The organism is Wenzhouxiangella limi, from assembly GCF_010499265.1.
Taxonomy (GTDB): domain Bacteria; phylum Pseudomonadota; class Gammaproteobacteria; order Xanthomonadales; family Wenzhouxiangellaceae; genus Wenzhouxiangella; species Wenzhouxiangella limi.
Genome location: NZ_JAAGSC010000039.1, coordinates 180,668 through 204,096, shown reverse-complemented (window position 1 = coordinate 204,096; position 23,429 = coordinate 180,668). Strand labels below are relative to the sequence as shown.

The following is a 23,429-nucleotide window of genomic DNA, read 5'->3' as shown; positions in this document are numbered from 1 at the left end:
ATGAGAGATGCGAGTTTGAATAGATGATGCCGCCGGCTCAGGCAACTTTCAACCGTTGCACCAGCCACGGCAGGGAATGATCGTAACGCCAATCGATGCCTGAATGCGTACCGTCGAACTCCTCGAAATGGTGTTCGACCCCGGCCTGCTTTAGGCGGGCGTGCAGTTCGCGCGTACCGTAGTGGATGAAATACTGGTCGCGGCGACCGGCGTCAATCCACAGCCCAGCCAGCCCGGCGAGTTGGTCGGCACAACCGGGCGCGCAGCGGACCGGATCGTAGGCCAGCCAGCGCGCCCAGACCGACTCATCCAGGGCGCAGGTTTCAAGGTCGAAGGGCAAATCAAGATGCATGGCCTGGCCGGGATTCGGAGAATAGCTCGCCGCCAGACAAAGCGTCATCAGGGCATGAAAATCCGCACTGCCCGGACGCTGCTTGCGCCAGAAGGCGCGCACGAAGGCATGCAGGTCGCGATCATGCCGCGCCAGGACATCGCAGCACAGCGGGAAGTCGCGTGGATAGACCCGATCGAAGCCGCAGTCGCCGGCGTGGCTGGCAGCAGCGCGAAAATGACCGGGCCGATGCATCACCAGATGTAGGGCACCGAACCCGCCGGAGGATTTGCCGAAAACCGCCCGAGCGGCCGGCTCGGCGAGCGTGCGGTAGCGCCGATCCAGCGCCGGGAGCAGTTCGTCGAGCAGATAGTCGGCGTAGCGGCCGATGGCCGGCGAGTTGACGTACTGATTTCCGCCCAGGCTGGTGTAACAATCGGGAAATAAGACGATCACCGGCGCCATTCGACCGGTCCCGATCAGCCTGTCCAGGCGCTCCGGCAGCGATTCGCCGTGGTTGCGCCAGCCCACCTGCCCCGGTCCGGCATTGGTGTAGGCGGCGAGCGAAACCAGCACCGGATAGCGGCGCTGGTCGCGATCATAACCGGCCGGCAGGTAGACCGGATGACGCCGGGCAACGGGATCACCCAGCGGGTTGCCCTGCAGCATCCGCGATTCGTGCTGCATCCATTCGATTCGACCCGCCGCCACGGTCGGGGCCGGACGCAGGTGGGTCATCAGGCCGCCCCCGATCGGCCGGTCAGCGGCACCACCTTCACCGACCGGGGCGGCACCCGTCCGATCTCGGGCACCAGCTCCAGCAAAATGCTGCGCAACTGCGCGGTATCGTATTGCTGCACGGCGCGCTCGCCGGCGGCAACTTCCTGCACCAGTCCATCCAGATTCTCGTTCGATGCCTGCGTCAGGAAGATCTTTTCATGCCCCGTCTTGGCGTAGGACTCGTGCTCGTGGAACAACTCTTCAAACAGCTTTTCTCCGGGGCGCAGCCCGGTGTAGACGATCTCGATGTCGCGGCCGGGCTCCTTGCCGGCCAGGCGGATCAACTGCTCGGCCAGGTAACTGATCCGCACCGGCTCGCCCATATCGAGCACGAAGACCTCGCCGCCGCGACCCAGGACACCCGCCTGCAGGATCAGCTGGCCGGCCTCGGCAATGGTCATGAAATAGCGCGTGATCTCCGGATGGGTCACCGTAACCGGTCCGCCGTTGCGAATCTGCTCGTTGAACAGCGGGACGACGGAACCCGTCGAGTTGAGCACGTTGCCGAAACGAACGGTGATGAACCGGGTCTCCGAACCGCGGTTGACCTGCTGGCAGTAAAGCTCGGCCACCCGCTTGGTCGCGCCCATCACGTTGGCCGGGTTGACCGCCTTGTCGGTGGAAATGAGGACAAAAATATCGACCCCGTAGCGATCAGCCGCGTCGGCCACCCGCCGCGTGCCGACCACGTTGTTGCGAAACGCCTCGCGAACCTGGGTCTGGAGCATCGGCAGATGCTTGTAGGCCGCAGCATGAAAGACCACCTCGGGACGCGAGCGCTGCATCACCGTGTCGATCGTGGCCGGATCGCAGACATCGCCGAGAACCGACTCGATCACCAGGTCCCGGAATTCGCTGCGCAGCCGGTAGTCGACGCGATATAGGTTGTATTCGCTGTTGTCCAGCACGACCAGGCCGGCGGGATCCAGCCGGGCGATCTGGCGACACAGCTCGGCGCCGATGGAACCGCCGCCGCCGGTCACCAGGACGCGCTTGCCGGTCAGGCCGGCGCGAATGGCATCCCAGTCCAGGGAGACCGGATCGCGACCCAGCAGATCGTCGATCGCGACCGGCTTGAGGTCATCGAACCGGGTGATGCTCGCGCCCAGTTCCTTGAGCGTCGGCAGGGTCTTGAAATCGACGTCAGCCTGCTCGCAGATCTGCACGATGCGCTGCATTTGCTGATTGCTCGCCGAAGGAATCGCGATCACGACCTGATCGATCATCGCCTCGCGCACGGTCCGCGGCAGGCGTGAAATCCTGCCCAGTACCGGTACACCGTCGATCTGGGTCTGGCGCAGGCGCGCGCTGTCGTCGAGAAACCCGACCACATCGTATCCGCCGCGGCGTTTCAACTCCTTGAGCAGCAGCCGTCCCGACTGGCCCGCACCCAGAATGACGGTGCGCCGGGTCACGCGCCGTTCACGCACTTCCGAGCGCATGTCCTTGAAGATTCTGTAAAACAGACGAGGCAGGCCAAGCAGCAGAGCCAGCAGTACGGGAAAGACCCAGACCATGAGGACCATCAGCTCCACCGGTGCCGACAGCACCAGCAAGACGAGGGCACCGGAAGCTGCCCCCAACACTGCCGCTCGCATCAGGTTACCGAGGTCCGGCAGGCTGGCAAAACGCCAGACGCCGCGATAAAGCCCGGCGCGCCACTGCAAAAAACCCTGCAGGATGAGGATCAGGTTGACCTCAAGCGCGATCTGCTGCCAGGGCGGGCCGCCGGCATCGACCAGCCAGCCGGTCGCCGTGCGCGCCAGCACCCACGCCGCCGAGATCATCAGCAGGTCATGCGCAACAACCAGAGCACGAAGGTTGAAAACCGATTTGCGTTTTCCCACCTTGCCCGTCATCGCGTGAGATTCTCCTTCTTCGTGGCCCCTTGCACAACGCCCCAGGCCGCAGCCAGCACAGCGGTCAAGCCAATCGCCAGCGCCATGTCCCAGGCCGGAAAACGAAGGGCCAGCAGCAAAACCGGCAAGACCACCAGCACGTTGACCAGAAGGTAGAGCGTCAACACTTGAACGTGACGCCAGCCCCTGGCGATCAGCAGCTGATAGGCGTGCTGGCGGTGCGGAGTATACCACCGCCCCCCCCGCAAGACCCGCCGCAGCAGGGTAGCGGTCGCGTCGACGACAAACAGCGAGCAAACGATCAGGCTCACCCAGATACTGACCGTTCCCTCGGCCGCCCCGCTCAGGGCCAGCAGGCCGACCAATCCGCCCAGCGTCACCGACCCGCTGTCGCCCATGAACATCCGCGCCGGTGGCCGGTTCCACCACAGGAAACCCAGACAGGCACCGGACAGAACAAAGCCCGCCAGCGCCGGCGTGTGCAGATCATGACGGTAGAGCAGCATCCCCAGCACCAGGCCCGTCCACGCACCCTGCATGGCAGCCAGGCCATCCGAGCCATCCATGAAATTATGCAGGTTGATCAGCCAGACCACCGCGACCACCCCCAGCGCCGACCACAGCCAGGGAAGGGTCAAGCCCAGATCGCCCACCGTAATGCTTGACACCGGGCCGGTAAACCAAAGCATGAACAGCGCAATCAAGACCTGATACAGCAGGCGCCATCGCACCGGCAGATCACGCACATCATCCACCCACCCCAGCAAGGCCAAAGCCATGATCAGGATCAGTACCGGCACAAAGTCACCATCGAGTCCGGCGGCAGGAACAACAACGCACAGCATCGCCGCGGCCATGGCCAGACCGCCACCGCGGGGCGTGGGCGCGTGGTGACTGCGCCGATGGCCCGGACGATCGACGATGTTGCGCGCCAGCAGCCAGGTACGCAGCGGCCAGGCCAGCAGCGCCGACAGAGCGCCCGCCATGATCAGCGACCACCACGGAGCGATCGCCATTACTCTCCCAGAACGCCGCGGATCACTCGCGTGGAATCCCAGCTGCGGCAGCTCGGGCACATCCAGTGATGAGCGCTGCCGCTGAATCCGCACTGCTGACAGCAATAGACCGGCTGCCCCTGCATCAGGCGCTGCATCAGGTCGCGGATCAGGTCGGGCCCGACCTCGTCCAGGCCCAGATCACGGGAACTCAGCAGTTCCATCAGGTACTCCAGCCCGCCGACGGTGGAACGCCGCTGCAAGGTCTCCAGCAGGAATGCGGCCGCGCGCGCCGGATCGGTCTCTGCAGTCAGGCGCGCCAGCAGCAGCGCGGGCGCGTTGAGATCTGCGCTCCGCGATCTGAGCGCAAGCCAGTCCTTGAGCTGCTCGATCCCGTGGCTGCCGCGATGGCATTCGATCATGGCCTGCGCGCAGCCCACCAGCAGATCCGGATCGAGCTCGCAGGCCTCGCGGTAGCGCTCCGCCGCCAGGGCCTGCTGTCCCTCGCGCTCGGCAATTGTCGCCTCGATCAGGCGGGCCCGCGCGTTGTTGGGCTGGTACCGACGAGCCTGGCGCAGGTGCTGGGTCGCGGCCTCCGAATCATCGCCGGCCACAGCGGTCTCGGCCAGTTCGCAATACAGCTGGGCGATCAGGCCCGAATCCGAACCGCCGTCGACCAGGTCCAGGCGTTGGGCCTGTTCCACGGCCCGCGCCCAGTCCTTTTCCTGCTGATAGATGTCGAGCAGATTACGCCGGGCCCGGGTTCCCATCTGTTCGCTGTCGGTCAGCTCCAGAAACAGGCTTTCGGCCCGGTCCAGAAGCCCGGCGCGCATGTAGTCCATGGCCAACTCGAACAGCACGCGTTCGCGTTGATCCTCGTCCAGGTTGGGCCGCGAGATGATGTGCTTGTGATAGCGGATTGCCTTGTCCATCTCACCGCGGCGGCGAAACAAGGTGCCAAGGGCAAGATGCGTGTCCACGGTATCGCGGTTGACTTCGGCCAGCTTGAGGAATTCCTCGATGGCCTTGTCCGATTCCTCGTTGAGCAGGTAGTTGAGGCCACGGAAGTACTGACTGGAAAGAACCGATCTCCGGCGTCGGCCTCGCTTCTTTTGTCCCTGCCCCACGATCCAGCCGCTGAAGGCTGCCAGCGGCAGCAGAAGAAACAGCAGCGCGAGTTCAGTCATTTTGGACCGGCAGGCCGGTCGCGTTCCCCTTGCCGCGACCAGCTGCCCGTCGTCGCACCCGCGCCGGCAGATCGAACATCAGCCAAAACAGCAGCAGCCCGCACACCGTTCCGGCGGCAAACACGATCAATACCAGACCGCCGAGGGGAAGAGATGGCTGCACCAGCCCGAGGTCCAGCGCCACGGGATCGGGATTGAGCACGCCGATGGCCAGCCCGAGAAGCGCGGCGACAAGAACAGCCAGAAGAAGCAGCCAGCGATACATAGATCAGTCCGAGTCAGTTCATGCCCTGATTGACGCGCTCACGCAGTTCCTTGCCCGGTTTGAAGTGCGGCACGTGCTTGCCGGGTAAGGCCACGGCTTCACCCGTCTTGGGATTGCGGCCCATCCGCGGAGGACGGTAGTGGAGGCAGAAACTGCCGAATCCGCGAATCTCGATCCGCTCCCCTTCGGCCAGTGCCCGGCTCAGCTGCTCGATGATACAGCGCACCGCCAGCTCCACGTCGGTCTGGTTCAGGTGGGTCTGCTCGGCCACCAGCAAATCGATCAATTCAGATTTGGTCATTGCCCTCTCCCTGCGGTTTCCCGGCTGCAGTGCCCGGGGCCCGGGCACTGCCACCAACTCGCCGGCGAATCAGTCCTTGCCGGCCAGCTGTTCCTTGAGCAGATCGCCCAGCGAAGTCCCGCTGCCGGAGCGACCCTGATACTGATCGATCACCTCGGCAAGCTCGGCGTCGTCCTTGGCCCGAACCGACAGCGTCAGGTTGCGAGTCTTGCGATCCAGAGCCACGAACTTGGCCTCGATCTCGTCGCCTTCCGAGACAATCTTCGTTGCGTCGTCCACCCGTTCCTTGGCAAGGTCGGATGCCTTGATGTAACCATCGACGCCCTCGGCCAGCTCCACAACCGCTCCCCGCGGATCCACCGACGTGACCTTCCCGGTCACGATCGAACCGCGTGGATGCTCGGCCATGAAAGTCGCAAAGGGATCCTGCTCGAGTTGCTTGATCCCCAGCGAGATGCGCTCGCGCTCCGGATCAACCGCGAGCACCACGGCTTCCAGCTCCTCGCCCTTGCGGAAATTGCGGATGGACTCTTCGCCCGGCGCCATCCAGGAGATGTCGGACAGGTGGACCAGCCCATCGATACCACCGTCCAGGCCGATGAAGATGCCGAAGTCGGTGATGGACTTGATCGCGCCGCTGACCTTGTCGCCCTTGTTGTGGGTGGCGGCAAACGCCTCCCAGGGGTTCGGCGCGACCTGCTTCATGCCCAGCGAAATCCGTCGACGGTCTTCGTCGACATCCAGCACCATGACCTCGACTTCCTGGCCGATGTGCACTACCTTGGCCGGGTTGACGTTCTTGTTGGTCCAGTCCATTTCCGAGACGTGCACCAGACCTTCGACACCGTCTTCGATCTCGACGAAACAGCCGTAATCGGTGATGTTGGTGACCTTGCCGAACAGGCGCGAAGTCGGCGGGTAGCGCCGATCGATGTTGTCCCAGGGATCTTCGCCGAGCTGCTTGAGACCCAGCGAGACGCGCATGCGCTCGCGGTCGAAGCGCAGCACGCGCACTTCCAGTTCGTCGCCGACTTCGACCACTTCGGACGGATGACGGACCCGCTTCCAGGCCATGTCGGTGATGTGCAGCAGGCCGTCGATGCCACCCAGATCGAGGAACGCGCCGTAGTCGGTCAGGTTCTTGACCACGCCCTTGATGACGGCACCTTCGGTCAGGCGCTCGATCAGGTCCTCGCGCTCGGCGGCGTATTCGTGCTCGACGACCGCGCGTCGGCTGACCACCAGGTTGTTGCGGCGACGGTCGAGCTTGATGATCTTGAACTCCAGATCCTTGCCTTCCAGGTAGCCCGGATCGCGCACCGGGCGCACGTCGACCAGCGAACCCGGCAGGAACGCGCGGATGCTGTCGATGTTGACGGTAAAACCGCCCTTGACCTTCCCGGTGATCTGGCCGATGACGTTCTCCTCGGCCTCGAAAGATTTCTCCAGCGTGTTCCACACCCGGGAACGCTTGGCTTTCTCGCGCGACAGGCGGGTCTCGCCGAATCCGTCCTCGACGGTATCCAGCGCCACCTCGACTTCGTCGCCTACTTCGACCTCGAGTTCGCCGTCGGCGCGCTCGAACTGGTAGATCGGTACGATGCCCTCGGACTTGAGTCCGGCGTTGATGACCACGGCGTCATCGCGGATTTCCACGACCCGCCCCATGACGATGGCGCCGGGACGAAGCTCCCGTTCGGTCAGACTTTGTTCAAAGAGTTCAGCAAAAGATTCGGTCATTGGGTTTGAAAGTTCCTGCAAGATCTGCGCGGCACGGTTTGCCGTTGCGCTTTTGTCTCATCATCTGCGTGGCCTGGCGGCCCCGCTCGTGTGCCAGACTGACCCGGCTTGCCGGACCAGCCACCTGTTTGCCTTTGACGACCTATAACGCAACGCGATCGCCTACGATCGCGACCACCCGTTCCACGACTTCGACCAGGCTCAGATCGGTCGAATCAACCACGACGGCATCGGCTGCCGCAACGGTCGGTGAGACGGCCCTTTCACGATCGCGTCGATCACGCGCTTCTAGGTCGCTCAATAGCCGGTCAAATGTAACATCTTCGCCGTTTTCTTTCAACTGCCGATAACGGCGTCGAGCGCGTTCCTCCACGCTGGCGTCCAGAAAAACCTTGACCGTTGCATCGGGGAACACCACGGTCCCCATGTCCCGGCCGTCCGCGACCAGACCCGGCGGGCGCCGGAACCGGCGCTGCAGCGACAGCAGCGCGGCGCGCACTACCGGTACCGCAGCGACCCTGGAACTGGCCTCGCCGACCGCCTCGGCGCGCAGGGCGTCTCCCAGCGGACGGCCGCCAAGACTCGCCTCAATGCCCTCAGGGCCCGCGAAGAACTCCAGGTCAACCTGGCTGCACAGTTCGACCAGGGCCGCTTCATCCGTGAGATCCACGTCTGCTTCCAGCGCGGCCAGCGCCACGCTGCGGTAGACCGCACCCGAGTCGAGCACGTTCCAGCCCAGATGGCCGGCGACCCGCGCCGAAACGGCGCCCTTGCCGGCGCCGGAGGGTCCATCGATGGTCAGCACCGGCACCGTGCTCGCAGACTCCATGATCATTCTTCCTGCCACTCAAGTTCTGCACCCAGGGCAGCGAGATCGTCGGCAAAACCCGGGTAACTGGTCCGGATCCACTGCGCGTTGCAAATGGTGACCGGCCCGCGCGCGACCAAACCCAGCACCGCCAGGCTCATGGCGATCCGGTGGTCGCCGCAGGAGTCGACCACACCGCCCTCAACGGTGCCGCCATGGATGAGTGCGCCGTCCGGCGTTTCTTCAAGGTCCACGCCCAGCCGGAGCAGCTGGCGACACATCACGGCCAGGCGATCGGATTCCTTGACCCGAAGTTCTTCGGCTCCGCTGATCCTGGTCGTTCCATCCGCCGCCGCCGCCAAAGCCATCACGATCGGAAACTCATCGATCGCCAGCGGCACCCAGTCGGGCGGAATCGATACCCCGCGCAGCGTCGAGCCACGGGCGCGCAGCTGTCCGACCGGCTCGTCACCGACCGTCGATGCCGCCGCTCGATCCACCCTGCCCTGCATGGCCGCAAAGATGCGCAGCACCCCGTCGCGGCTGGGATTGAGACCGACGTTGTCGACCTCGATATCGGAACCGGGCACGAGCAGGCCGGCCGCCAGCAGGAAGGCGGCCGAACTGAGATCACCCGGAACGTGGAATCGGCCGCCGGACAATGCCTGACCGCCGCGCAGGCGGATTTCATCGCCCACGCGCTGCACATCCACACCGAGCGCCGGCAGCAGGCGCTCGGTATGATCGCGGCTGGGCCCCGGCTCGACCAGCACGGTTTCGCCCTCGGCCACCAGACCGGCGAGCAAAACCGCTGACTTGACCTGCGCGCTGGCCATCTTCGGACGGTAGCGCACAGCGCGCAGCGGTCGCGGGCGAATGCGCAGCGGCAGCCGGCCGTCCCGGGCGCTGATCTCGGCGCCCATGCTGTCAAGCGGATCGATGATCCGAGCCATGGGCCGGCTCGAAAGCGACGCATCCCCCGTCAGCACCAGCTCGGCGCCGAACAGCTCGCTGCGCCCGGCCAGGGCGCCGGCCAGCAGGCGCACGCCGGTGCCGGAGTTGCCCAGATCCAGGCTGGCGCGCTCGATCGGACCGAGACCGCCGTGGATGCGGATTTCGTCTTGCTCGCGCTCCACCCGCGCACCCAGCTGCTCGATCGCGGCCAGGGTCGCCAGGGTGTCGGCGCTTTGCAAATAGCCGGTAATGGTGCTCTGCCCTGCGGCCAGACCACCGAGAATCGCCAGCCGGTGCGAGATCGACTTGTCGCCGGGCGGTTGACGGCGGCCGGTCAGCGGCCGGGCGCACGGACGCACGATCAGCTTCATTGCGCCGGCAGAATCTCGGCCAGCGCGCTCAACAGGCGCTCGTTCTGCCGGGCGCTACCGATCGTGATGCGCAGGTGGTTGGGCAGGCCGTAGTTGGCCACCGGGCGAACGATCACGCCGGCGCGCATCAGGGCCTCGTTGACCGGCGCGGCGTCGCGACCGAAGTCGACCAGCAGGAAATTGGCCGCCGAAGGCAGAACCTCCAGTCCGAGCGCCGCCAGGCCCTCGCGCAGCTGTTCCATCCCGCCGGCATTCGCCGCGCGGCTGCGCTCGATGAACTCGACGTCCTCGAGCGCGGCGCGCGCGGCAGCCAGCGCCAGCGAGTTGACGTTGAACGGGGGACGGACCCGGTTGAGCAGATCGGCCACGCCCGGATTGCTGAGCGCGTAGCCGACCCGCAGACCGGCCAGGCCGTAGGCCTTGGAGAAGGTTCGCGTCACCACCAGGTTGGGCAACTCCTCCAGCCAGGTGCTGGCATCACCTAGGACGTCGCTGTCTGCATACTCGGCGTAGGCTTCGTCGATCACGCAGATCACCTGCGGCGGCAGCGAGGCGGCGAAGTCCTTGAGCCGGCGACCGTCCAGCCAGGTGCCGGTGGGGTTGTTGGGGTTGGCGACGAAGACCATGCGGGTTTCCGGGCCGATAGCCTGGTAGAGCGCGCGCAGATCGTGGCCCAGCGGCATCGGACCGGCCGAGGGCAGCGCCGGCACCACGCGCTCGCTTGCACCCACCATGCGGCAGGCAATCGGGTAGACGGCAAAGCAGTACTGCGAAAACACCGCCTCCAGCCCCGGCTGCAGGAAGGCCTGGGCCAGGAACACCAGCACGTCGTTGGAGCCGTTGCCCAGGGTGATGCAGTCCGGGCTCAGGCCATGGCGTTCGGCCAGCGCACGCTTGAGCTCGAAGCCGTTGGCGTCCGGATACAGCCAGACCTCGTCGAGCTCGCCGCGGATCGCTTCGAGCGCGCGCGGGCTCGCGCCCAGCGGATTTTCGTTGGAGGCCAGCTTGATCGAATCGCTGACCCCGTATTCGCGCTCCAGCTCGGCGATGGGCTTGCCGGGCGTGTAGGGCCTGAGACCGCGAACGCCGGGCACGGCCAGGTCGGTAAAATCGCGCCGTCTCATGCCGCGGGCGCCGCGCCAGGACTCGGGCTCGCACCCTCGGCTTCGGGCATGCGCCCGAGCACGGCGCGCGGATAGCTGCCGAGAATCTTGACCATGCGCGCCTCGCTTTGCAGCTCGGCCAGCGCCTCGGCCACGGCGGCTTCCTCGATGTGACCCTCGACATCAATGAAGAAGACGTAGTCCCAGCGGCCCTGGCGCGAGGGCCGCGACTCGATGCGCTTCATGTTGACCCCGTGCCGGGCCAGCGGCTCGAGCAGCCGGAACAGCGCGCCCGGCCCGTCGCTGCCGGCCACCAGCAGGGTCGTCTTGTCCTCGCCCGAGGCCGGCAGCAGCTCGCTGCCAAGCACCAGAAAGCGGGTGGTGTTGTCGACGTGGTCCTCGATGTTGCCAAACAGCACCGGCAGCCCGTAGACCTCGGCGGCGTGGCGGCCGGCGATGGCGGCCGCGTCGGGCTGGGTGCGGACCCGGCGCGCGGCTTCGGCATTGCTCGACAAAGCGATGAGTTCAGCCTCCGGCAAATGCGCGGCCAGCCAGTGCTTGCACTGCGACAGCGACTGGCTGTGGGCGTAGACGCGTTCGATCTCGCCCAGTCGGCGAGCACGAGTCAGCAGGTGCTGGTGGATGCGCAACTCGACCTCGGCGGTGATCTTGATCTCGGAGTGCAGGAACATGTCCAGCGTATGCGAGACGATCCCCTGCGAGGAGTTTTCCACCGGCACCACGCCGAAATCGACTTCGCCCGCCTGGACCTGCAGAAACACGTCTTCGATGCTGGGCTGGGCGATGGCGTTGACAGAGTGCCCGAACTGGCGATAGACGGCCTGCTGGGTGAAAGTGCCTTCCGGTCCGAGATAGGCCACCCGCAGCGGTTCCTGCTGGGCCAGGCAGGCCGACATGATCTCGCGGAACAGGCGCAGCATGACGGTATCGCTCAAGGGGCCGTCGTTGCGCTCGATCACCCGGCGCAGCACCTGGGCCTCGCGGTCGGGTCGGTAATAGGCGGCCGGCCCGGCCAGATCGCCCTTGACCCGGCGCACGTCCTGGGCCAGACCGGCGCGCTCGGCGATCAGGACCTGAATCTGCTGATCCAGGGCGTCGATGCGCTCGCGTACGGCCTCAAGATTGAGCGTTTTTTCAGCCACGGCGTTGCTCGAAATCCCGCATGAAGTCGACCAGGGCAAGAACTGCGTCCATATCCAGCGCATTGTACAGGCTGGCGCGCAGTCCTCCGAGCGCCCGATGGCCTTTCAGCCCCGGCAGGCCGGCCTGCTCGGCCTCGCCAACGAAGGCCGCCACCAGCGCCTCGTCGGCGGTCCAGAACGGGATGTTCATCAGCGACCGGGCGTGCGCTGCGACCGGGTTGGTGTAGAAATCGCTGGCGTCGATGGCCGCGTACAGCGCCTCGGCCTTGGCCTGGTTGCGGGCGGCCATGCCGGCAAGACCGCCCTCTTCTTCGATCCAGCGCAGGGTTTCCAGGGCGACGTACCAGGCCAGCGTGGCCGGCGTGTTGTACATCGAATCGCTCTGAACCCAGGTCCGGTAGTCCAGAAACCGCGGCAGATCGTCGGGAATGCGGTCCAGCAGGTCGCGCCGGATCAGGACCACCGTCAGCCCGGCAATGCCCAGATTCTTCTGCGCGCCGGCGTAGGCCAGGCCGAGATCGGCATAGGGATACGGGCGCGACAGGAACTCCGAGGACAGGTCCGCGGCCACCGGCACCGCCACCGCCGGTGGCGAGGCGAACTGCAGGCCGTGGATGGTCTCGTTGCCGGTGTAGTGCAGGTAGGCGCACTCGCTCGGCAGATGCCCCATCTCCGGCAGATCCAGGAACCCCTCGTCGGCGCTGCTGCCGACCACCTCGGCCGGGCCCAGCCTGCGCGCCTCGGCCAGCGCTTTCTGGCCCCAGTAGCCGCTGATCAGATAGGCCGGCGTGCGGTCCCGGGCCAGGTTCATCGGCAGCCAGGCAAACTGCAGGTTGGCCCCGCCCTGCAGCAGCACGACGGCGTGGTCGTCGCCGACGCCCATCAGACCCCGCAGTCTGGCTTCCAGCTCTTCGGCGATGGCCAGAAAGCGCTTGCCGCGATGGCTGATTTCGGCCACCGAGGGCTGACCGTCCGGACGCGGGGCCAGGGCCTCGGCCAGCCGTTCGCGCACCGGTTGCGGCAAGGCCGCCGGACCGGCGGAAAAGTTGTGAATGACCTGTGTCGCGCTCACCGTCCGGACTCCGTCGGCCGACTCGCCGCTGCGGCCCCGAACGCCATCACGTCGACTCCGGCTGCAGGGTCTCGAGGCCACCCATCCACGGCCGCAACACCTCGGGCACGCGCACCGAGCCATCGCGTTGCTGGCCGTTTTCGAGCACCGCGACCAGGGTCCGCCCCACCGCCAGGCCGGAACCGTTGATGGTGTGGACCAGTTCCGGCTTGCCGGTGTCCGGGTTGCGCCAGCGCGCCTGCATGCGGCGGGCCTGGAAATCGGTGAAGGTGGAACACGAAGAGATCTCGCGGTAGGCCTGCTGTCCGGGCAGCCAGACCTCCAGGTCATAGGTCCTGGCGGCCGAAAAGCCGGTATCACCGGTGCACAGCAGCATGACCCGATACGGCAACTCCAGCGCCCGAAGGACTGCCTCGGCATGCCCGGTCAGAGCCTCGTGGCAGGCCTGCGAATCAGCCGGCGTCGTGATCTGGACCATCTCGACCTTGTCGAACTGGTGCTGGCGGATCATGCCGCGGGTGTCCTTGCCGTACGCGCCGGCCTCGCGCCGGAAACAGGGCGTGTGGGCGACCAGCTTCAGCGGCAGGCGGTCGGCCTCGACGATCTGGTCGGCAACCAGGTTGGTCAGCGGGACCTCGGCGGTAGGAATCAGGTAGCGCTCGGGATCGCCGTCAAAGGCGAACGCGTCCTCGCCAAACTTGGGCAGCTGGCCGGTGCCGCGCATGGCCGATTCCAGCACCAGGTAGGGCACGTACATTTCGCGGTAGCCGTGCTCGCGGGTGTGCAGGTCGAGCATGAACTGGGCCAGGGCCCGGTGCAGGCGGGCGACGCCACCGCCCAGCACCGCGAAGCGGCTGCCGGCCAGGCGGGCGGCGGCGTCAAAGTCGATACCGCCGAGCAGGCTGCCGAGTTCGACGTGATCCCTGGGTTCGAAGTCGAATTGCCCCGGTTCGCCCCATCGCCGGACTTCGCGGTTGTCGTCCTCGTCGGCCCCGTCCGGCAGGTCCTCGGCCGGCAGGTTGGGCATATCAAGCCGCATGTGCTCGAGCTCGGCGCGGATGCCGTCCAGCTCCTGGCGCGCCTGTTTCAGGTCCTCGCCGATCTGCGCCACCTCGGCCAGCAGTGGTTCGATGTCCTCCCCGCGCGCCTTGGCCTGCCCGATCGATTTCGAGCGCACGTTGCGCAGGTTCTGAAGCTCTTCGGTGCGCACCTGGATGGACTTGCGCCGCGCCTCCAGCGCCGCGTAGCTTTCCATGTCGAGGTGATAACCGCGCCGCGCGAGGGCGGAAGTGACGCGCTCGAGATCGTTCCTCAGCAACTGTGGGTCCAGCATGATCCTGTGTCCGCTTCCATCTTGGTGTCCCGACCGCGCCGTCGGCCCGGCGGGGGCAATCAAGTAGCAAGAATAAACGGTTTTGCCGGCACGACCCGGCCGATTTGCGCGCTCAGGCGGAAAAAGGATGCTGCAGTATGACGTTGGCGTCGCGCTCGGGCCCGGTCGAGAGCATGTGCACCGGCGCCTCGACCAGTTCCTCGATCCGGTCCAGGTAAGCGCGCGCGCCGCGCGGCAGGCCGTCCAGGTCGGTCAGTCCCTGGGTGGTGCCTTCCCAGCCCGGCAAGGTTTGATAGACCGGACGCGCCCGGGACCATTCCTCGGCGCCGACCGGAAAACCGTCCACGCCCTCGTAGGCGGTGCAGATCCGCACCTCGCTGAAGCTGTCGAGCACGTCGAGCTTGGTGATGCAAAGCCCGCTGACGCCGTTGACCCGCACCATGCGGCGCAGGGCGACGGCGTCGAGCCAGCCGCAGCGGCGCGGGCGGCCGGTGGTCGCACCGAACTCGACCCCGCGCTCGGCCATGCGGCGGCCGCCGGCGTCGTCCAGCTCGGTCGGAAACGGCCCGCCGCCGACCCGGGTGGTGTAGGCCTTGGTGATGCCGAGCACGTAATCGATATCCTGCGGCCCCACCCCCGTCCCGCACATCACCCCGCCCACGGTGGTGTTCGAAGAGGTCACGAACGGATAGGTGCCGTGATCGATATCGAGCAGGCTGCCCTGGGCGCCTTCGAACAGGATCGCCTGACCGTTGCGCCGGTAGTCGTGCAGTTCCCCGGTGACGTCGGCGAACATCGGCTTGAGTTCGGCGCCAAAGCGGGCCGCCTCGTCGGCGATGGCCGCGCCGTCCAGCGCCGGCTGGTGAAAGTATTGCTGGAGGACGAAGTTATACAGATCCAGAATGCCCTCGAGCTTGTCGGCCAGCCGGGCCGGGTCGGCCAGGTCGGCCAGGCGCAGCCCGTGGCGGGCCACCTTGTCTTCGTAGGCCGGCCCGATGCCGCGCCCGGTGGTGCCGATCGCGCGCCGGCCGCGGGCCTTTTCGCGGGCGTGATCCAGGGCCTCGTGGCAACCCAGGATGACCGGACAGGCCGGCGAAATCCCCAGCTTCTTGCGAACCTGGATTCCGCGCGCCTCCAGCCCCTCGATCTCGTCGAGCAGGGCCCGCGGCGAAACCACCACGCCGTTGCCGATCAGGCAGCGAGAGCGGTCGGTGAGCACGCCGGAAGGAATGACGTGGAGCACCGTCTTCGCCCCGTCGATGACCAGGGTATGGCCAGCGTTGTGGCCGCCCTGGAAACGCACCACGGCGTCGGCTTCGTGGGCCAGCAGGTCGACGATCTTGCCCTTGCCCTCGTCACCCCACTGGGTGCCGAGGATGACCACCGATCGGCTCATGAACGTTCTCCGGTCAGTCGACGTTGCGCTGGTCGAAGTAGCGGAAGAACTCCGACCGGGTATCCATCAGCATGATGTCGCTGTCGGTGCCGAACGAGGCGTCATAGGCCTGCAGGCTGCGCCAGAAGGAGAAGAACTCGCGATCGCGGTCGAACGCCTCGGCGTAGATCTGGATGGCCTGGGCATCGCCCTCACCGCGCAGGCGCTGGGCGTCGCGCTCGGCGTCGGCCAGCAGCACGCGGACCTGGCGATCGGCGTCGGAACGAATCCGCTCGGCGCGCTCGCGGCCCAGCGAACGCAGCTCGTTGGCGAACTCGGTGCGCTGGGTCTGCATGCGCTCGAACACCGAGTTGAGCACTTCTTCGGTCAGCTCGATCTTTTTGATCCGCACGTCGATGACATCGATGCCGAAATCCTCGAAGCGACGGTCGGCGCGGTTGAGCAGCTGTTCCATCATTTCGCGGCGCTGCTCGGAGACGACCTCGCTCAACGAACGCTGGGCGAACTCGTCGCGCAGGTCGTTGCGGATCAGCTGGGCCAGGCGCGAGCGGGTGAACATGATGTCGCCCTGGGTAGCCACGTAGTAATCCCGCGGGTCTTCAATTCGCCACTTGACGTAGTAGTCGACCTCGACGAATTTCTGCTCGGCGGTGTTCATCTGCTCGGGACGCATGTCCAGGGTGATGATCCGGCGCTCGAGCTTGCGCACGTTGTTGATGAACGGCATCTTGAAGTGCAGCCCGGGCTCGTAGTCCGAGCGCACGACTTCACCCAGCCGGAACTTGATCGCGTGCTCGGTCTCCGAGACCACGAAAATGCTGTTCAAGCCGACAAAGACGGCGACGACCAGGATGATGGGCAGAAAGATTTTCATATCAGCGTACTCCCCGGCCGGTGCGTGCGCGCGGATCGGTCTGGCTGACCCGCTGCTGCTCTGATGGCGACATCAGCGGCGCCGGCGGTGGCGGCGCCGAGCGCGCCCGACCGCCGCCCAGCGTATCCAGCGGCAGATAAAACATATTGTTGGAAGAATCGACGTCCATCAGGATCTTTGCCGACCGGCCATACACTTTCTCCAGTGTTTCGAGATACAGGCGCTCGCGCGTGACTTCCGGCGCCAAGGCGTACTGGTCGAGCACCGAGGTGAAGCGATCGGATTCACCCGTGGCCTTGGCGACGATGGATTCGCGATAGGCCTCGGCTTCTTCCAGCACCCGTGCGGCGCGACCGCGCGCCTCGGGAATTTCCTGGTTGGCGTAGGCCTGGGCTTCGTTGGCGAAGCGGATCTGGTCCTCGCGGGCCCGCACGACGTCGTCGAACGCCTGGCGGACCTGGGTCGGTGGCCGCACTTCCTGCAGGTTGAACGAGGTGATCTCCAGGCCCGAGCCATAGCGCTCCAGCACCTCGATCAGCAACGCCTGGGTATCCAGCGCGATCTGCCCGCGACCGATTTCGAGAATGAAATCCATGTTGTTGGTGCCGACGATCTCGCGCATGGCGCTGTCGGCGGCGTGCCCCAGGGATTCTTCCGGCACCTGGACGTTGAACAGGAACGCCTCCGGATCAACCACCCGATACTGAACCGCAAAGGCCAGATCAATCAGGTTCTCGTCCCCGGTGAGCATGCGGCTGGCGCTTTCCAGCGAACGAACGCTGGTGACGTTGACCGTCTGCACCTTCTCGATCGGGCTGGGCAGGGTGAAATTCAGGCCCGGCGGCATCGTGCGGACATATTCGCCGAAGCGCAGCACGACCCCGCGCTCGGACTCGTCGATGATGTGGATGGAATTCCACGCCACCCAGATCACGATCAGCAGGCCGACGAGCAGACCGATGCCGCCCATGGAGGGACCACCGCTGCTGCCGCTCTTGCGGCCACCGCCGTCGCCACCGCTGCCCATGATTTTTTTCAGGCGACGCTGGACGTTGGCAAACACCTCGTCCAGATCCGGCGGCTGCTGGCCATTCCCCCCTTTCCAGGGGTCGCGATCGTCGCCGCCGCTTCCGCGTCCGGGTTCATTCCAGGGCATTGAGTTCTCCGTGTCCTTTACTTCAAGGGGAAAAAGGGATTCAGCGAGGCTGGACTTCTCAACCAAACAGCCCGCTAGTCTAACAGTAGATCTTCTGCCAGTTTGCCATCGACGCCGTCAAGACGCGACAGAATTCGGGCATCCCGGCGCGCCAGGTCGACCTGCAGGCGCATACTGCCGTCGTCTTCGACCTGCTCCGAACAAACGCCGCCGAGATCGAACAGACGAGAGCGTAACCGCTGGCCCTGGGGCGGGAGGTGAATTTCCCGCCGGATACGGCCCTCTCCCAGTCGCTCGACGATGGCGCTGCCCAGTGCATCCAGCCCCTCGCCCGTCATCGCCGACAGCCACACCGCCTCGACCTGGCCGGCCACGTTGCGCTCCACGCCGGCAGACTGCGCCGTGCGATCCACCTTGTTGTAGACCTTGAGCATCGGCAACTCACCGGCGCCGATTTCTTCCAGCACCTCCTGAACCACGGCCTGATGGCGGCCCCGATCGGGGTCCGAGGCGTCGATGACGTGAACGACCAGGCTGGCGCCCAGGGTCTCCTCGAGGGTCGCGCGGAAGGCGGCAATCAGCTCATGCGGCAGATCGCGGATAAAGCCCACGGTATCACTCAGCAGCACCGGCGAGCCCGGCAGCGCCTCGATCCGCCGAACGGTGGGGTCGAGGGTCGCAAACAGCTGGTCGCGCGTCATTACCGCGGATTCGGTCAGGCGATTGAACAGGGTCGATTTGCCGGCGTTGGTATAGCCAACCAGCGCGACCAGCGGGATGTCGCTGCGGCGGCGCGCCCGGCGGCCTTGTGCGCGCCGCTGCTCGACGCGCCCCAGCCGGGCCGTGAGCTGGCGGATGCGATCGGCCAGCAGGCGGCGGTCGGTTTCGAGCTGGGTCTCCCCGGGCCCGCGCAAGCCGATCCCGCCGCGCTGGCGCTCCAGATGCGTCCAGCCCCGAACCAGCCGGGTGGAGAGGTGCTTGAGCTGGGCCAGCTCGACCTGCAGCTTGCCTTCGTGCGAGCGGGCCCGCTGGGCAAAAATATCCAGGATCAGGGTCGTGCGGTCGAGGACGTTGCAGCGCAGCGCACGCGCCAGGTTGCGCTCCTGAATCGGGCTGAGCCGACCGTTGACCAGCACCAGGCCGATGTCGTTGTCTTCGACCAGCCCGACAACCTCTTCGACCTTGCCGGAGCCGACCAGGAACTTCGGATCGGGGCGATCACGCGGCGCCTGAACCTCGGCGATCACGCTCACGCCGGCCGCCTCGGCCAGACGGCGGAATTCCTCGCGGGAATCGGCGTCGTCGGAGGCCGATATCAGCGGATGCAGCAGCAGCGTCCGGCCGCCTTCAGACCGGGACGGGTACGGGTCGGTCGGGATCAGGAGTCGGATTCCTCCTCTTCCGGCGCCAGGCGCACGTTTCTTGCCGGGACCACCGTGGAAATGGCGTGCTTGTAGATCATCTGGCTGACTGAATTCTTCAGCAGCACCACAAAGTTATCGAATGATTCGATCTGACCCTGCAGCTTGATGCCGTTGACCAGATAGATCGCGACCGGTACACGCTCGCGCCGCAGCGCGTTGAGATAGGGATCCTGTAGTGACTGTCCCTTGGACATGCCTGTCTCCTTCCGAATATGTCTTTGATTGTTATGGGTTTACGGGAATCTGACATTCCGGCCCACCGCCAACGCCCGCATGAAATCGCGCACCTGGCTGTCTATGACCGCACAGGACCCGATTCGGTTCGGATCATACCAGAGCGCATCGGAAAACTTTCGAAGCGCGGTGAGCTGGCGCTTGGCCAGCTGGCGCGTCGCCGCGCCGGCCCGAGCGATCAGGACTGATCGATCGAACGCCCCGTCCAGATATTGCCAGACCTGGCGATAACCCACCGCGCGCATGGCGGGATGATCGGCGCGCAGGCCTGCGCGCCGGCGCAGGGCGCGGACCTCGTCAACCAGCCCCGCCTCCAGCATTGCGGCGAACCGCCGTTCGATGCGCCGGTGCAGTTCGGTCCGGTCCGCCGGCGTGAGCACCAGGCGCAGCGTGCGAAAGCGCGGCCGGCGCGGGCCCGAATGGTGCGCTGCCAGGCCCCGACCGGTCAGTTCCAGCACCTCCATGGCACGCTGGAGGCGCTGCGGATCAGACGGGCGGATCCGGGCCGCGGTTGCCGGGTCAAGCCGAGCCAGCTCAGCGTGCAGACTGACCCATCCGTCACGCTCCGCGCGCCGGCGCAGGCGCTCGCGCAACGCCGGATCGGCCGCCGGCAAAGGGTCAAGACCGTAGAGCAGCGCGCGCAGGTAAAGCACGGTTCCCCCCACCAGCACTGGTATCCGGCCAGTTGCGGCCGCGCGCCGCATGGCCGCTTCGGCGTCGGCCGCGAAATCGGCCGCCGAGTAGCTCTGCTCCGGACAGCGCAGGTCGATCAGCTCATGCGGATACCGCTCCAGGAACGCAGCATCCGGCTTGGCCGAGCCGATATCCAGGCCGCGATATACCTGGGCCGAGTCGACGCTGATCAAGTGAACGGGAAAACGGTCGTAAAGCATCTGGGCCACGGCCGTCTTGCCGGCCGCGGTCGGGCCGGTGAGGATCACGGCCGGCGGCAATCCGCCCTCTGGATCCGGGTTACTGGCCACGCAGGAACAGCTGGTCCAGGGACTTCATGTCGAGCTGCACCCAGGTCGGCCGGCCATGATTGCATTGATCGCTGCGTTCGGTTCTTTCCATGTCGCGCAGCAAGGCGTTCATTTCGTCGGGATTCAGGCGCCGGTTGGCGCGCACCGAACCGTGGCAGGCCATGGTCGAGAGGAGATCGTCGATCAACTCGGCGACCCGCTCGCTGCGGCCCATCTCGACCAAGTCGGCGAGCACGTCGCGGACCAGCTGGATGCAGTCGCTGCCGGCCAACAGGGCCGGAACCGCCCGGATCGTCACCGAATCCGGTCCGGCCAGCTCGAGCTCGAAACCGAGGCGATTCAGCTCGCCGACGCGCTTTTCCAGGGCCAGCGCCTCGCGTTCGCTGACCATGACCCGCTCGGGCACCAGGAGGTGCTGCGCCTTGACCCGCTGTTCGGACCAGGATTGCTTGAGGCGCTCGTAGACGATTCGCTCATGCGCGGCATGCATGTCGACGATCACCAGCCCTGCGGCATTTTCGGCCAGCACGAAGACGCCGTGGATCTGGGCCACGGCAAAGCCCAGCGGCGGTGTATCCGCTTCCGGGTCCTGCGTTCCTGCATGAGCGCTGGCGCCGGCCAGCCCGGCGTAGCGCGCCACGGATTCGGCAACCCCCAGACCAAGCCCGCCTTGCGCGGGCCGGAAGGTCGCTCCGGACACGGCGGGCGCGGCCGCCGGCGCGCTCCGGTCAGCCGTCGGACGGGTCTCGGCCAGCGCGCGGTGAAGCGTGGAGAACAGGAAACCGTGCACCTGTCGGGAATCACGGAACCGCACCTCGGTTTTTTGCGGGTGCACGTTGACGTCCACGCGCGCCGGATCGATGGTCAGATGGAGGACGAACGCCGGGTGACGACCGTGAAAGAGCACGTCCTGGTAGGCCTGACGAACCGCGTGCGCAATCAGGCGGTCGCGAACCAGCCGGCCGTTGACGAAGAAGAACTGCAGATCAGCCTGACTGCGGGAAAAACTGGGCCGGGCGATATAGCCCTCCAGGGCCAGGCCCTCGTGGCGGTTTTCCAGGTAGAGCGCCTGGTCGACGAATGCCTGTCCGCAGACATCACCGACGCGCCGCTGGCGCGAACGCTCATCGGTCGCGGCGACCAGCCTGCGAACCGCGCGGCCGTTGTGAACCAGCTCGAAGGCTGTCGCCGGACGCGCCAGCGCCAGCCGTCGAACCAGATCATCGATATGACCGAACTCCGTGCGCTCGGTGCGCACGAACTTGCGCCGCGCCGGCGTGTTGAAAAACAGGTCTTCCACATCGACGATGGTGCCCGGCGGCATGCCGCGCGGCTGGCGCGACGACAGTTGCCCATTCTCGGCCCGAACCTCGCTGCCTTCTGCAGCCTCGGGGGTGCGCGAGGCCAGGGTCAGTCGGGCGACCGAGGCGATGGAAGCCAGCGCCTCGCCACGAAACCCCAGCGTGGCCACCGCTTCGAGATCCGACAGCGAGGCAATCTTGCTGGTTGCGTGCGGGTCCAGCGCCAGCGCCAGTTGCTCGGCGGCGATGCCGCAGCCATCATCGCTGATCCGCATCCGGCGAATACCGCCTTCGTCGACATCGATCCGGATACGACCGGCACCGGCATCAAGGCTGTTTTCCAGCAGTTCCTTGACCACCGATGCGGGGCGTTCAACGACCTCGCCGGCCGCGATCTGGTTGACGAGGTGGGGGGGCAGCTTGCAAATCGGCATGCCCGCAAGTTTACGGGATTCAAGCGCTGATCAAGAACCGGTGGGAATGACCAGCACGGCCCCGGGGTGGATGACGTCACCGTTGATGTTGTTCGCCGCCCGGATCGTGGAGATGCTGACCTGGTAGCGCTGCGCGATGACGCCCAGAGTGTCGCCGCGCTGGACCACGTGCTGTTGACCGCTGCGGTTGGCCGCGATCCAGGTTCCCTGGGGAGCGGTGCGCAAGAAATGGTTGCGCACGCCACCAACGATGGCGGTGGCCACGCGCTGGCGATGGGCGGCCGTATTGAGATTCTTCTCGTCGTCGGGATTGCTGATGAAACCCACTTCCAGCAACACGCTGGGCACGTCCGGCGAGCGCAGCACCACGAAGTTGGCCCGCTCGACGTTCCTGCGGTGACGCCGCCCGACCGAGCCGAGCTGCTGCAGGATCTGCTCGGCGGCGTCATTGCTGTATTCCAGGGCCGCACTCTGGGACAGATCCAGCAGCACCGATGAGAGCATGTCGTCACCGCGATCGAGCTTGACGCCGCCGATCAGATCGGCCTCGTTCTCGCTCTGGGCCAGCAGCCGCGCCGCCTCGCTGGACGCCCCGCTGCGCGACAGCACGTAGACCGAACTGCCGCGGACCCGAAAATCGCGGAACGCATCGGCATGGACCGACAGCAGCAGGTCGGCGTCGGCCTGGCGAGCGCGGTCATAGCGCTCGCGCAAGGGCACGAAGTAATCGCCGGTGCGGATCATCACCGCGCGCATGCCCGGCGAGTCGTTGATCTGCTGCTCCAGCTCGCGCGCGATTTGCAGGGTGATCTTTTTTTCGTAGGTGCCACCCGGGCCGATGGCACCGGGATCCTCGCCGCCGTGCCCGGCATCAATGGCAACGATCATGTCGCGCTTGCCGTTTCGCGCCGCGCGGGCCGCTTCACGAACGCGTTCGGTGGGCGTGGTGGCACCCTCGGGCTTCAGGTCGATGACCAGACGGTGGCCGTAGCGACCCGCCGGATCCAGCACGAAACTCTGCGGCTCGGCCTTGCCCTTGAGATCAAACACCACGCGCAGATCGGTGCCGTTGCGCACGCCGTGCCGGACCCGCTCGATCACGCCGCCGTCGTCCGGATCGAAAGGCAGCTCGCCGGCAGCCTGGACGTTGTCGATATCAACCACCAGACGCTCAGGATCAGCGAGGGTGAAGATCCGGTAATCCACCGCTTCGTCCAGGTCCAGCACCGCCCGGGTGCTGTCCGGACTCGACCAGACCCTGAGGTTGTGCACCTCGGCCGCCGATGCCGGCGCGGCAAATCCACCCAGCAACAGGCCAAGCAACAGGATCAAACTTGGTCTCGGGACCGCCATCCAATCGCCCTT

At 66.0% G+C, this 23,429-nt stretch carries 21 protein-coding genes; all 21 read right to left on the bottom strand.

Annotated elements, in window-relative coordinates:
• Nucleotides 1-37: 37 nt before the first annotated feature.
• Nucleotides 38-1,069: an alpha/beta hydrolase gene (locus tag G3I74_RS06695; RefSeq protein ID WP_164210797.1), complete on the bottom strand. Its 1,032-nt coding sequence runs from the start codon at nucleotides 1,067-1,069 to the stop codon at nucleotides 38-40.
• Entirely contained in the window at nucleotides 1,069-2,970 is a 1,902-nt protein-coding gene (locus tag G3I74_RS06690) for a polysaccharide biosynthesis protein (protein WP_164210796.1), read from the bottom strand. The genes G3I74_RS06695 and G3I74_RS06690 overlap by 1 nt, the downstream gene beginning before the upstream one ends.
• Nucleotides 2,967-3,986 (bottom strand): glycosyltransferase family 4 protein, encoded by a 1,020-nt coding sequence (locus G3I74_RS06685; protein WP_164210795.1) that lies wholly within the window; start codon nucleotides 3,984-3,986, stop codon nucleotides 2,967-2,969. The genes G3I74_RS06690 and G3I74_RS06685 overlap by 4 nt, the downstream gene beginning before the upstream one ends.
• Complete coding sequence (gene lapB / locus G3I74_RS06680) at nucleotides 3,986-5,152, bottom strand: lipopolysaccharide assembly protein LapB (RefSeq protein WP_164210794.1); 1,167 nt, start codon at nucleotides 5,150-5,152, stop codon at nucleotides 3,986-3,988. The genes G3I74_RS06685 and lapB overlap by 1 nt, the downstream gene beginning before the upstream one ends.
• On the bottom strand, nucleotides 5,145-5,417 hold the full coding sequence (locus tag G3I74_RS06675) for a LapA family protein (protein ID WP_164210793.1): 273 nt from the start codon (nucleotides 5,415-5,417) through the stop codon (nucleotides 5,145-5,147). Before G3I74_RS06675 ends, lapB begins: the two co-directional genes overlap by 8 nt.
• A gap of 13 nt (nucleotides 5,418-5,430) precedes the next feature.
• The gene (locus G3I74_RS06670) at nucleotides 5,431-5,718 is read right to left on the bottom strand and encodes an integration host factor subunit beta (RefSeq protein ID WP_164210792.1); all 288 of its coding nucleotides are present in this window, start codon (nucleotides 5,716-5,718) and stop codon (nucleotides 5,431-5,433) included.
• Between the two features lie 69 nt (nucleotides 5,719-5,787).
• On the bottom strand, nucleotides 5,788-7,479 hold the full coding sequence (gene rpsA / locus G3I74_RS06665; RefSeq protein ID WP_338063073.1) for a 30S ribosomal protein S1: 1,692 nt from the start codon (nucleotides 7,477-7,479) through the stop codon (nucleotides 5,788-5,790).
• A gap of 121 nt (nucleotides 7,480-7,600) precedes the next feature.
• Nucleotides 7,601-8,287: a (d)CMP kinase gene (gene cmk / locus G3I74_RS06660; protein WP_164210790.1), complete on the bottom strand. Its 687-nt coding sequence runs from the start codon at nucleotides 8,285-8,287 to the stop codon at nucleotides 7,601-7,603.
• Between the two features lie 2 nt (nucleotides 8,288-8,289).
• The gene (gene aroA, locus G3I74_RS06655; protein WP_164210789.1) at nucleotides 8,290-9,591 is read right to left on the bottom strand and encodes a 3-phosphoshikimate 1-carboxyvinyltransferase; all 1,302 of its coding nucleotides are present in this window, start codon (nucleotides 9,589-9,591) and stop codon (nucleotides 8,290-8,292) included.
• Nucleotides 9,588-10,715: a histidinol-phosphate transaminase gene (gene hisC / locus G3I74_RS06650; RefSeq protein WP_164210788.1), complete on the bottom strand. Its 1,128-nt coding sequence runs from the start codon at nucleotides 10,713-10,715 to the stop codon at nucleotides 9,588-9,590. Before hisC ends, aroA begins: the two co-directional genes overlap by 4 nt.
• Entirely contained in the window at nucleotides 10,712-11,857 is a 1,146-nt protein-coding gene (pheA, locus tag G3I74_RS06645; RefSeq protein ID WP_338063072.1) for a prephenate dehydratase, read from the bottom strand. Before pheA ends, hisC begins: the two co-directional genes overlap by 4 nt.
• Nucleotides 11,850-12,929, bottom strand: coding sequence for a 3-phosphoserine/phosphohydroxythreonine transaminase (gene serC, locus G3I74_RS06640; protein WP_338063071.1), 1,080 nt, complete (start codon nucleotides 12,927-12,929; stop codon nucleotides 11,850-11,852). The genes pheA and serC overlap by 8 nt, the downstream gene beginning before the upstream one ends.
• 46 nt (nucleotides 12,930-12,975) lie before the next feature.
• Complete coding sequence (gene serS, locus G3I74_RS06635) at nucleotides 12,976-14,262, bottom strand: serine--tRNA ligase (protein WP_164210785.1); 1,287 nt, start codon at nucleotides 14,260-14,262, stop codon at nucleotides 12,976-12,978.
• Between the two features lie 112 nt (nucleotides 14,263-14,374).
• Nucleotides 14,375-15,658, bottom strand: coding sequence for an adenylosuccinate synthase (locus G3I74_RS06630; RefSeq protein ID WP_164210784.1), 1,284 nt, complete (start codon nucleotides 15,656-15,658; stop codon nucleotides 14,375-14,377).
• Between the two features lie 13 nt (nucleotides 15,659-15,671).
• Nucleotides 15,672-16,532: a protease modulator HflC gene (hflC, locus tag G3I74_RS06625; RefSeq protein WP_164210783.1), complete on the bottom strand. Its 861-nt coding sequence runs from the start codon at nucleotides 16,530-16,532 to the stop codon at nucleotides 15,672-15,674.
• Nucleotide 16,533: 1 nt separating this feature from the next.
• Entirely contained in the window at nucleotides 16,534-17,688 is a 1,155-nt protein-coding gene (hflK, locus tag G3I74_RS06620; RefSeq protein ID WP_164210782.1) for an FtsH protease activity modulator HflK, read from the bottom strand.
• Nucleotides 17,689-17,762: 74 nt separating this feature from the next.
• On the bottom strand, nucleotides 17,763-19,067 hold the full coding sequence (hflX, locus tag G3I74_RS06615; RefSeq protein WP_338063077.1) for a ribosome rescue GTPase HflX: 1,305 nt from the start codon (nucleotides 19,065-19,067) through the stop codon (nucleotides 17,763-17,765).
• Entirely contained in the window at nucleotides 19,067-19,306 is a 240-nt protein-coding gene (gene hfq / locus G3I74_RS06610; RefSeq protein ID WP_164210781.1) for an RNA chaperone Hfq, read from the bottom strand. The genes hflX and hfq overlap by 1 nt, the downstream gene beginning before the upstream one ends.
• Nucleotides 19,307-19,345: 39 nt before the next feature.
• On the bottom strand, nucleotides 19,346-20,329 hold the full coding sequence (miaA, locus tag G3I74_RS06605; RefSeq protein ID WP_164210780.1) for a tRNA (adenosine(37)-N6)-dimethylallyltransferase MiaA: 984 nt from the start codon (nucleotides 20,327-20,329) through the stop codon (nucleotides 19,346-19,348).
• Nucleotides 20,319-22,064 (bottom strand): DNA mismatch repair endonuclease MutL, encoded by a 1,746-nt coding sequence (gene mutL, locus G3I74_RS06600; protein WP_164210779.1) that lies wholly within the window; start codon nucleotides 22,062-22,064, stop codon nucleotides 20,319-20,321. Before mutL ends, miaA begins: the two co-directional genes overlap by 11 nt.
• 30 nt (nucleotides 22,065-22,094) lie before the next feature.
• Entirely contained in the window at nucleotides 22,095-23,417 is a 1,323-nt protein-coding gene (locus G3I74_RS06595) for an N-acetylmuramoyl-L-alanine amidase (protein ID WP_164210778.1), read from the bottom strand.
• Nucleotides 23,418-23,429: the final 12 nt, after the last annotated feature.

Bases quoted from the DNA above. Each gene is read 5' to 3' on its own strand.
- cmk (WP_164210790.1), bottom strand. From the start codon at position 8,287: ATGGAGTCTGCGAGCACGGTGCCGGTGCTGACCATCGATGGACCCTCC.
- G3I74_RS06695 (WP_164210797.1), bottom strand. From the start codon at position 1,069: ATGACCCACCTGCGTCCGGCCCCGACCGTGGCGGCGGGTCGAATCGAA.
- hisC (WP_164210788.1), bottom strand. From the start codon at position 10,715: ATGAGACGGCGCGATTTTACCGACCTGGCCGTGCCCGGCGTTCGCGGT.
- G3I74_RS06690 (WP_164210796.1), bottom strand. From the start codon at position 2,970: ATGACGGGCAAGGTGGGAAAACGCAAATCGGTTTTCAACCTTCGTGCT.
- hfq (WP_164210781.1), bottom strand. From the start codon at position 19,306: ATGTCCAAGGGACAGTCACTACAGGATCCCTATCTCAACGCGCTGCGG.
- G3I74_RS06670 (WP_164210792.1), bottom strand. From the start codon at position 5,718: ATGACCAAATCTGAATTGATCGATTTGCTGGTGGCCGAGCAGACCCAC.
- mutL (WP_164210779.1), bottom strand. From the start codon at position 22,064: ATGCCGATTTGCAAGCTGCCCCCCCACCTCGTCAACCAGATCGCGGCC.
- serS (WP_164210785.1), bottom strand. From the start codon at position 14,262: ATGCTGGACCCACAGTTGCTGAGGAACGATCTCGAGCGCGTCACTTCC.
- aroA (WP_164210789.1), bottom strand. From the start codon at position 9,591: ATGAAGCTGATCGTGCGTCCGTGCGCCCGGCCGCTGACCGGCCGCCGT.
- lapB (WP_164210794.1), bottom strand. From the start codon at position 5,152: ATGACTGAACTCGCGCTGCTGTTTCTTCTGCTGCCGCTGGCAGCCTTC.
- G3I74_RS06595 (WP_164210778.1), bottom strand. From the start codon at position 23,417: ATGGCGGTCCCGAGACCAAGTTTGATCCTGTTGCTTGGCCTGTTGCTG.
- hflC (WP_164210783.1), bottom strand. From the start codon at position 16,532: ATGAAAATCTTTCTGCCCATCATCCTGGTCGTCGCCGTCTTTGTCGGC.
- G3I74_RS06630 (WP_164210784.1), bottom strand. From the start codon at position 15,658: ATGAGCCGATCGGTGGTCATCCTCGGCACCCAGTGGGGTGACGAGGGC.
- hflK (WP_164210782.1), bottom strand. From the start codon at position 17,688: ATGCCCTGGAATGAACCCGGACGCGGAAGCGGCGGCGACGATCGCGAC.
- G3I74_RS06685 (WP_164210795.1), bottom strand. From the start codon at position 3,986: ATGGCGATCGCTCCGTGGTGGTCGCTGATCATGGCGGGCGCTCTGTCG.
- G3I74_RS06675 (WP_164210793.1), bottom strand. From the start codon at position 5,417: ATGTATCGCTGGCTGCTTCTTCTGGCTGTTCTTGTCGCCGCGCTTCTC.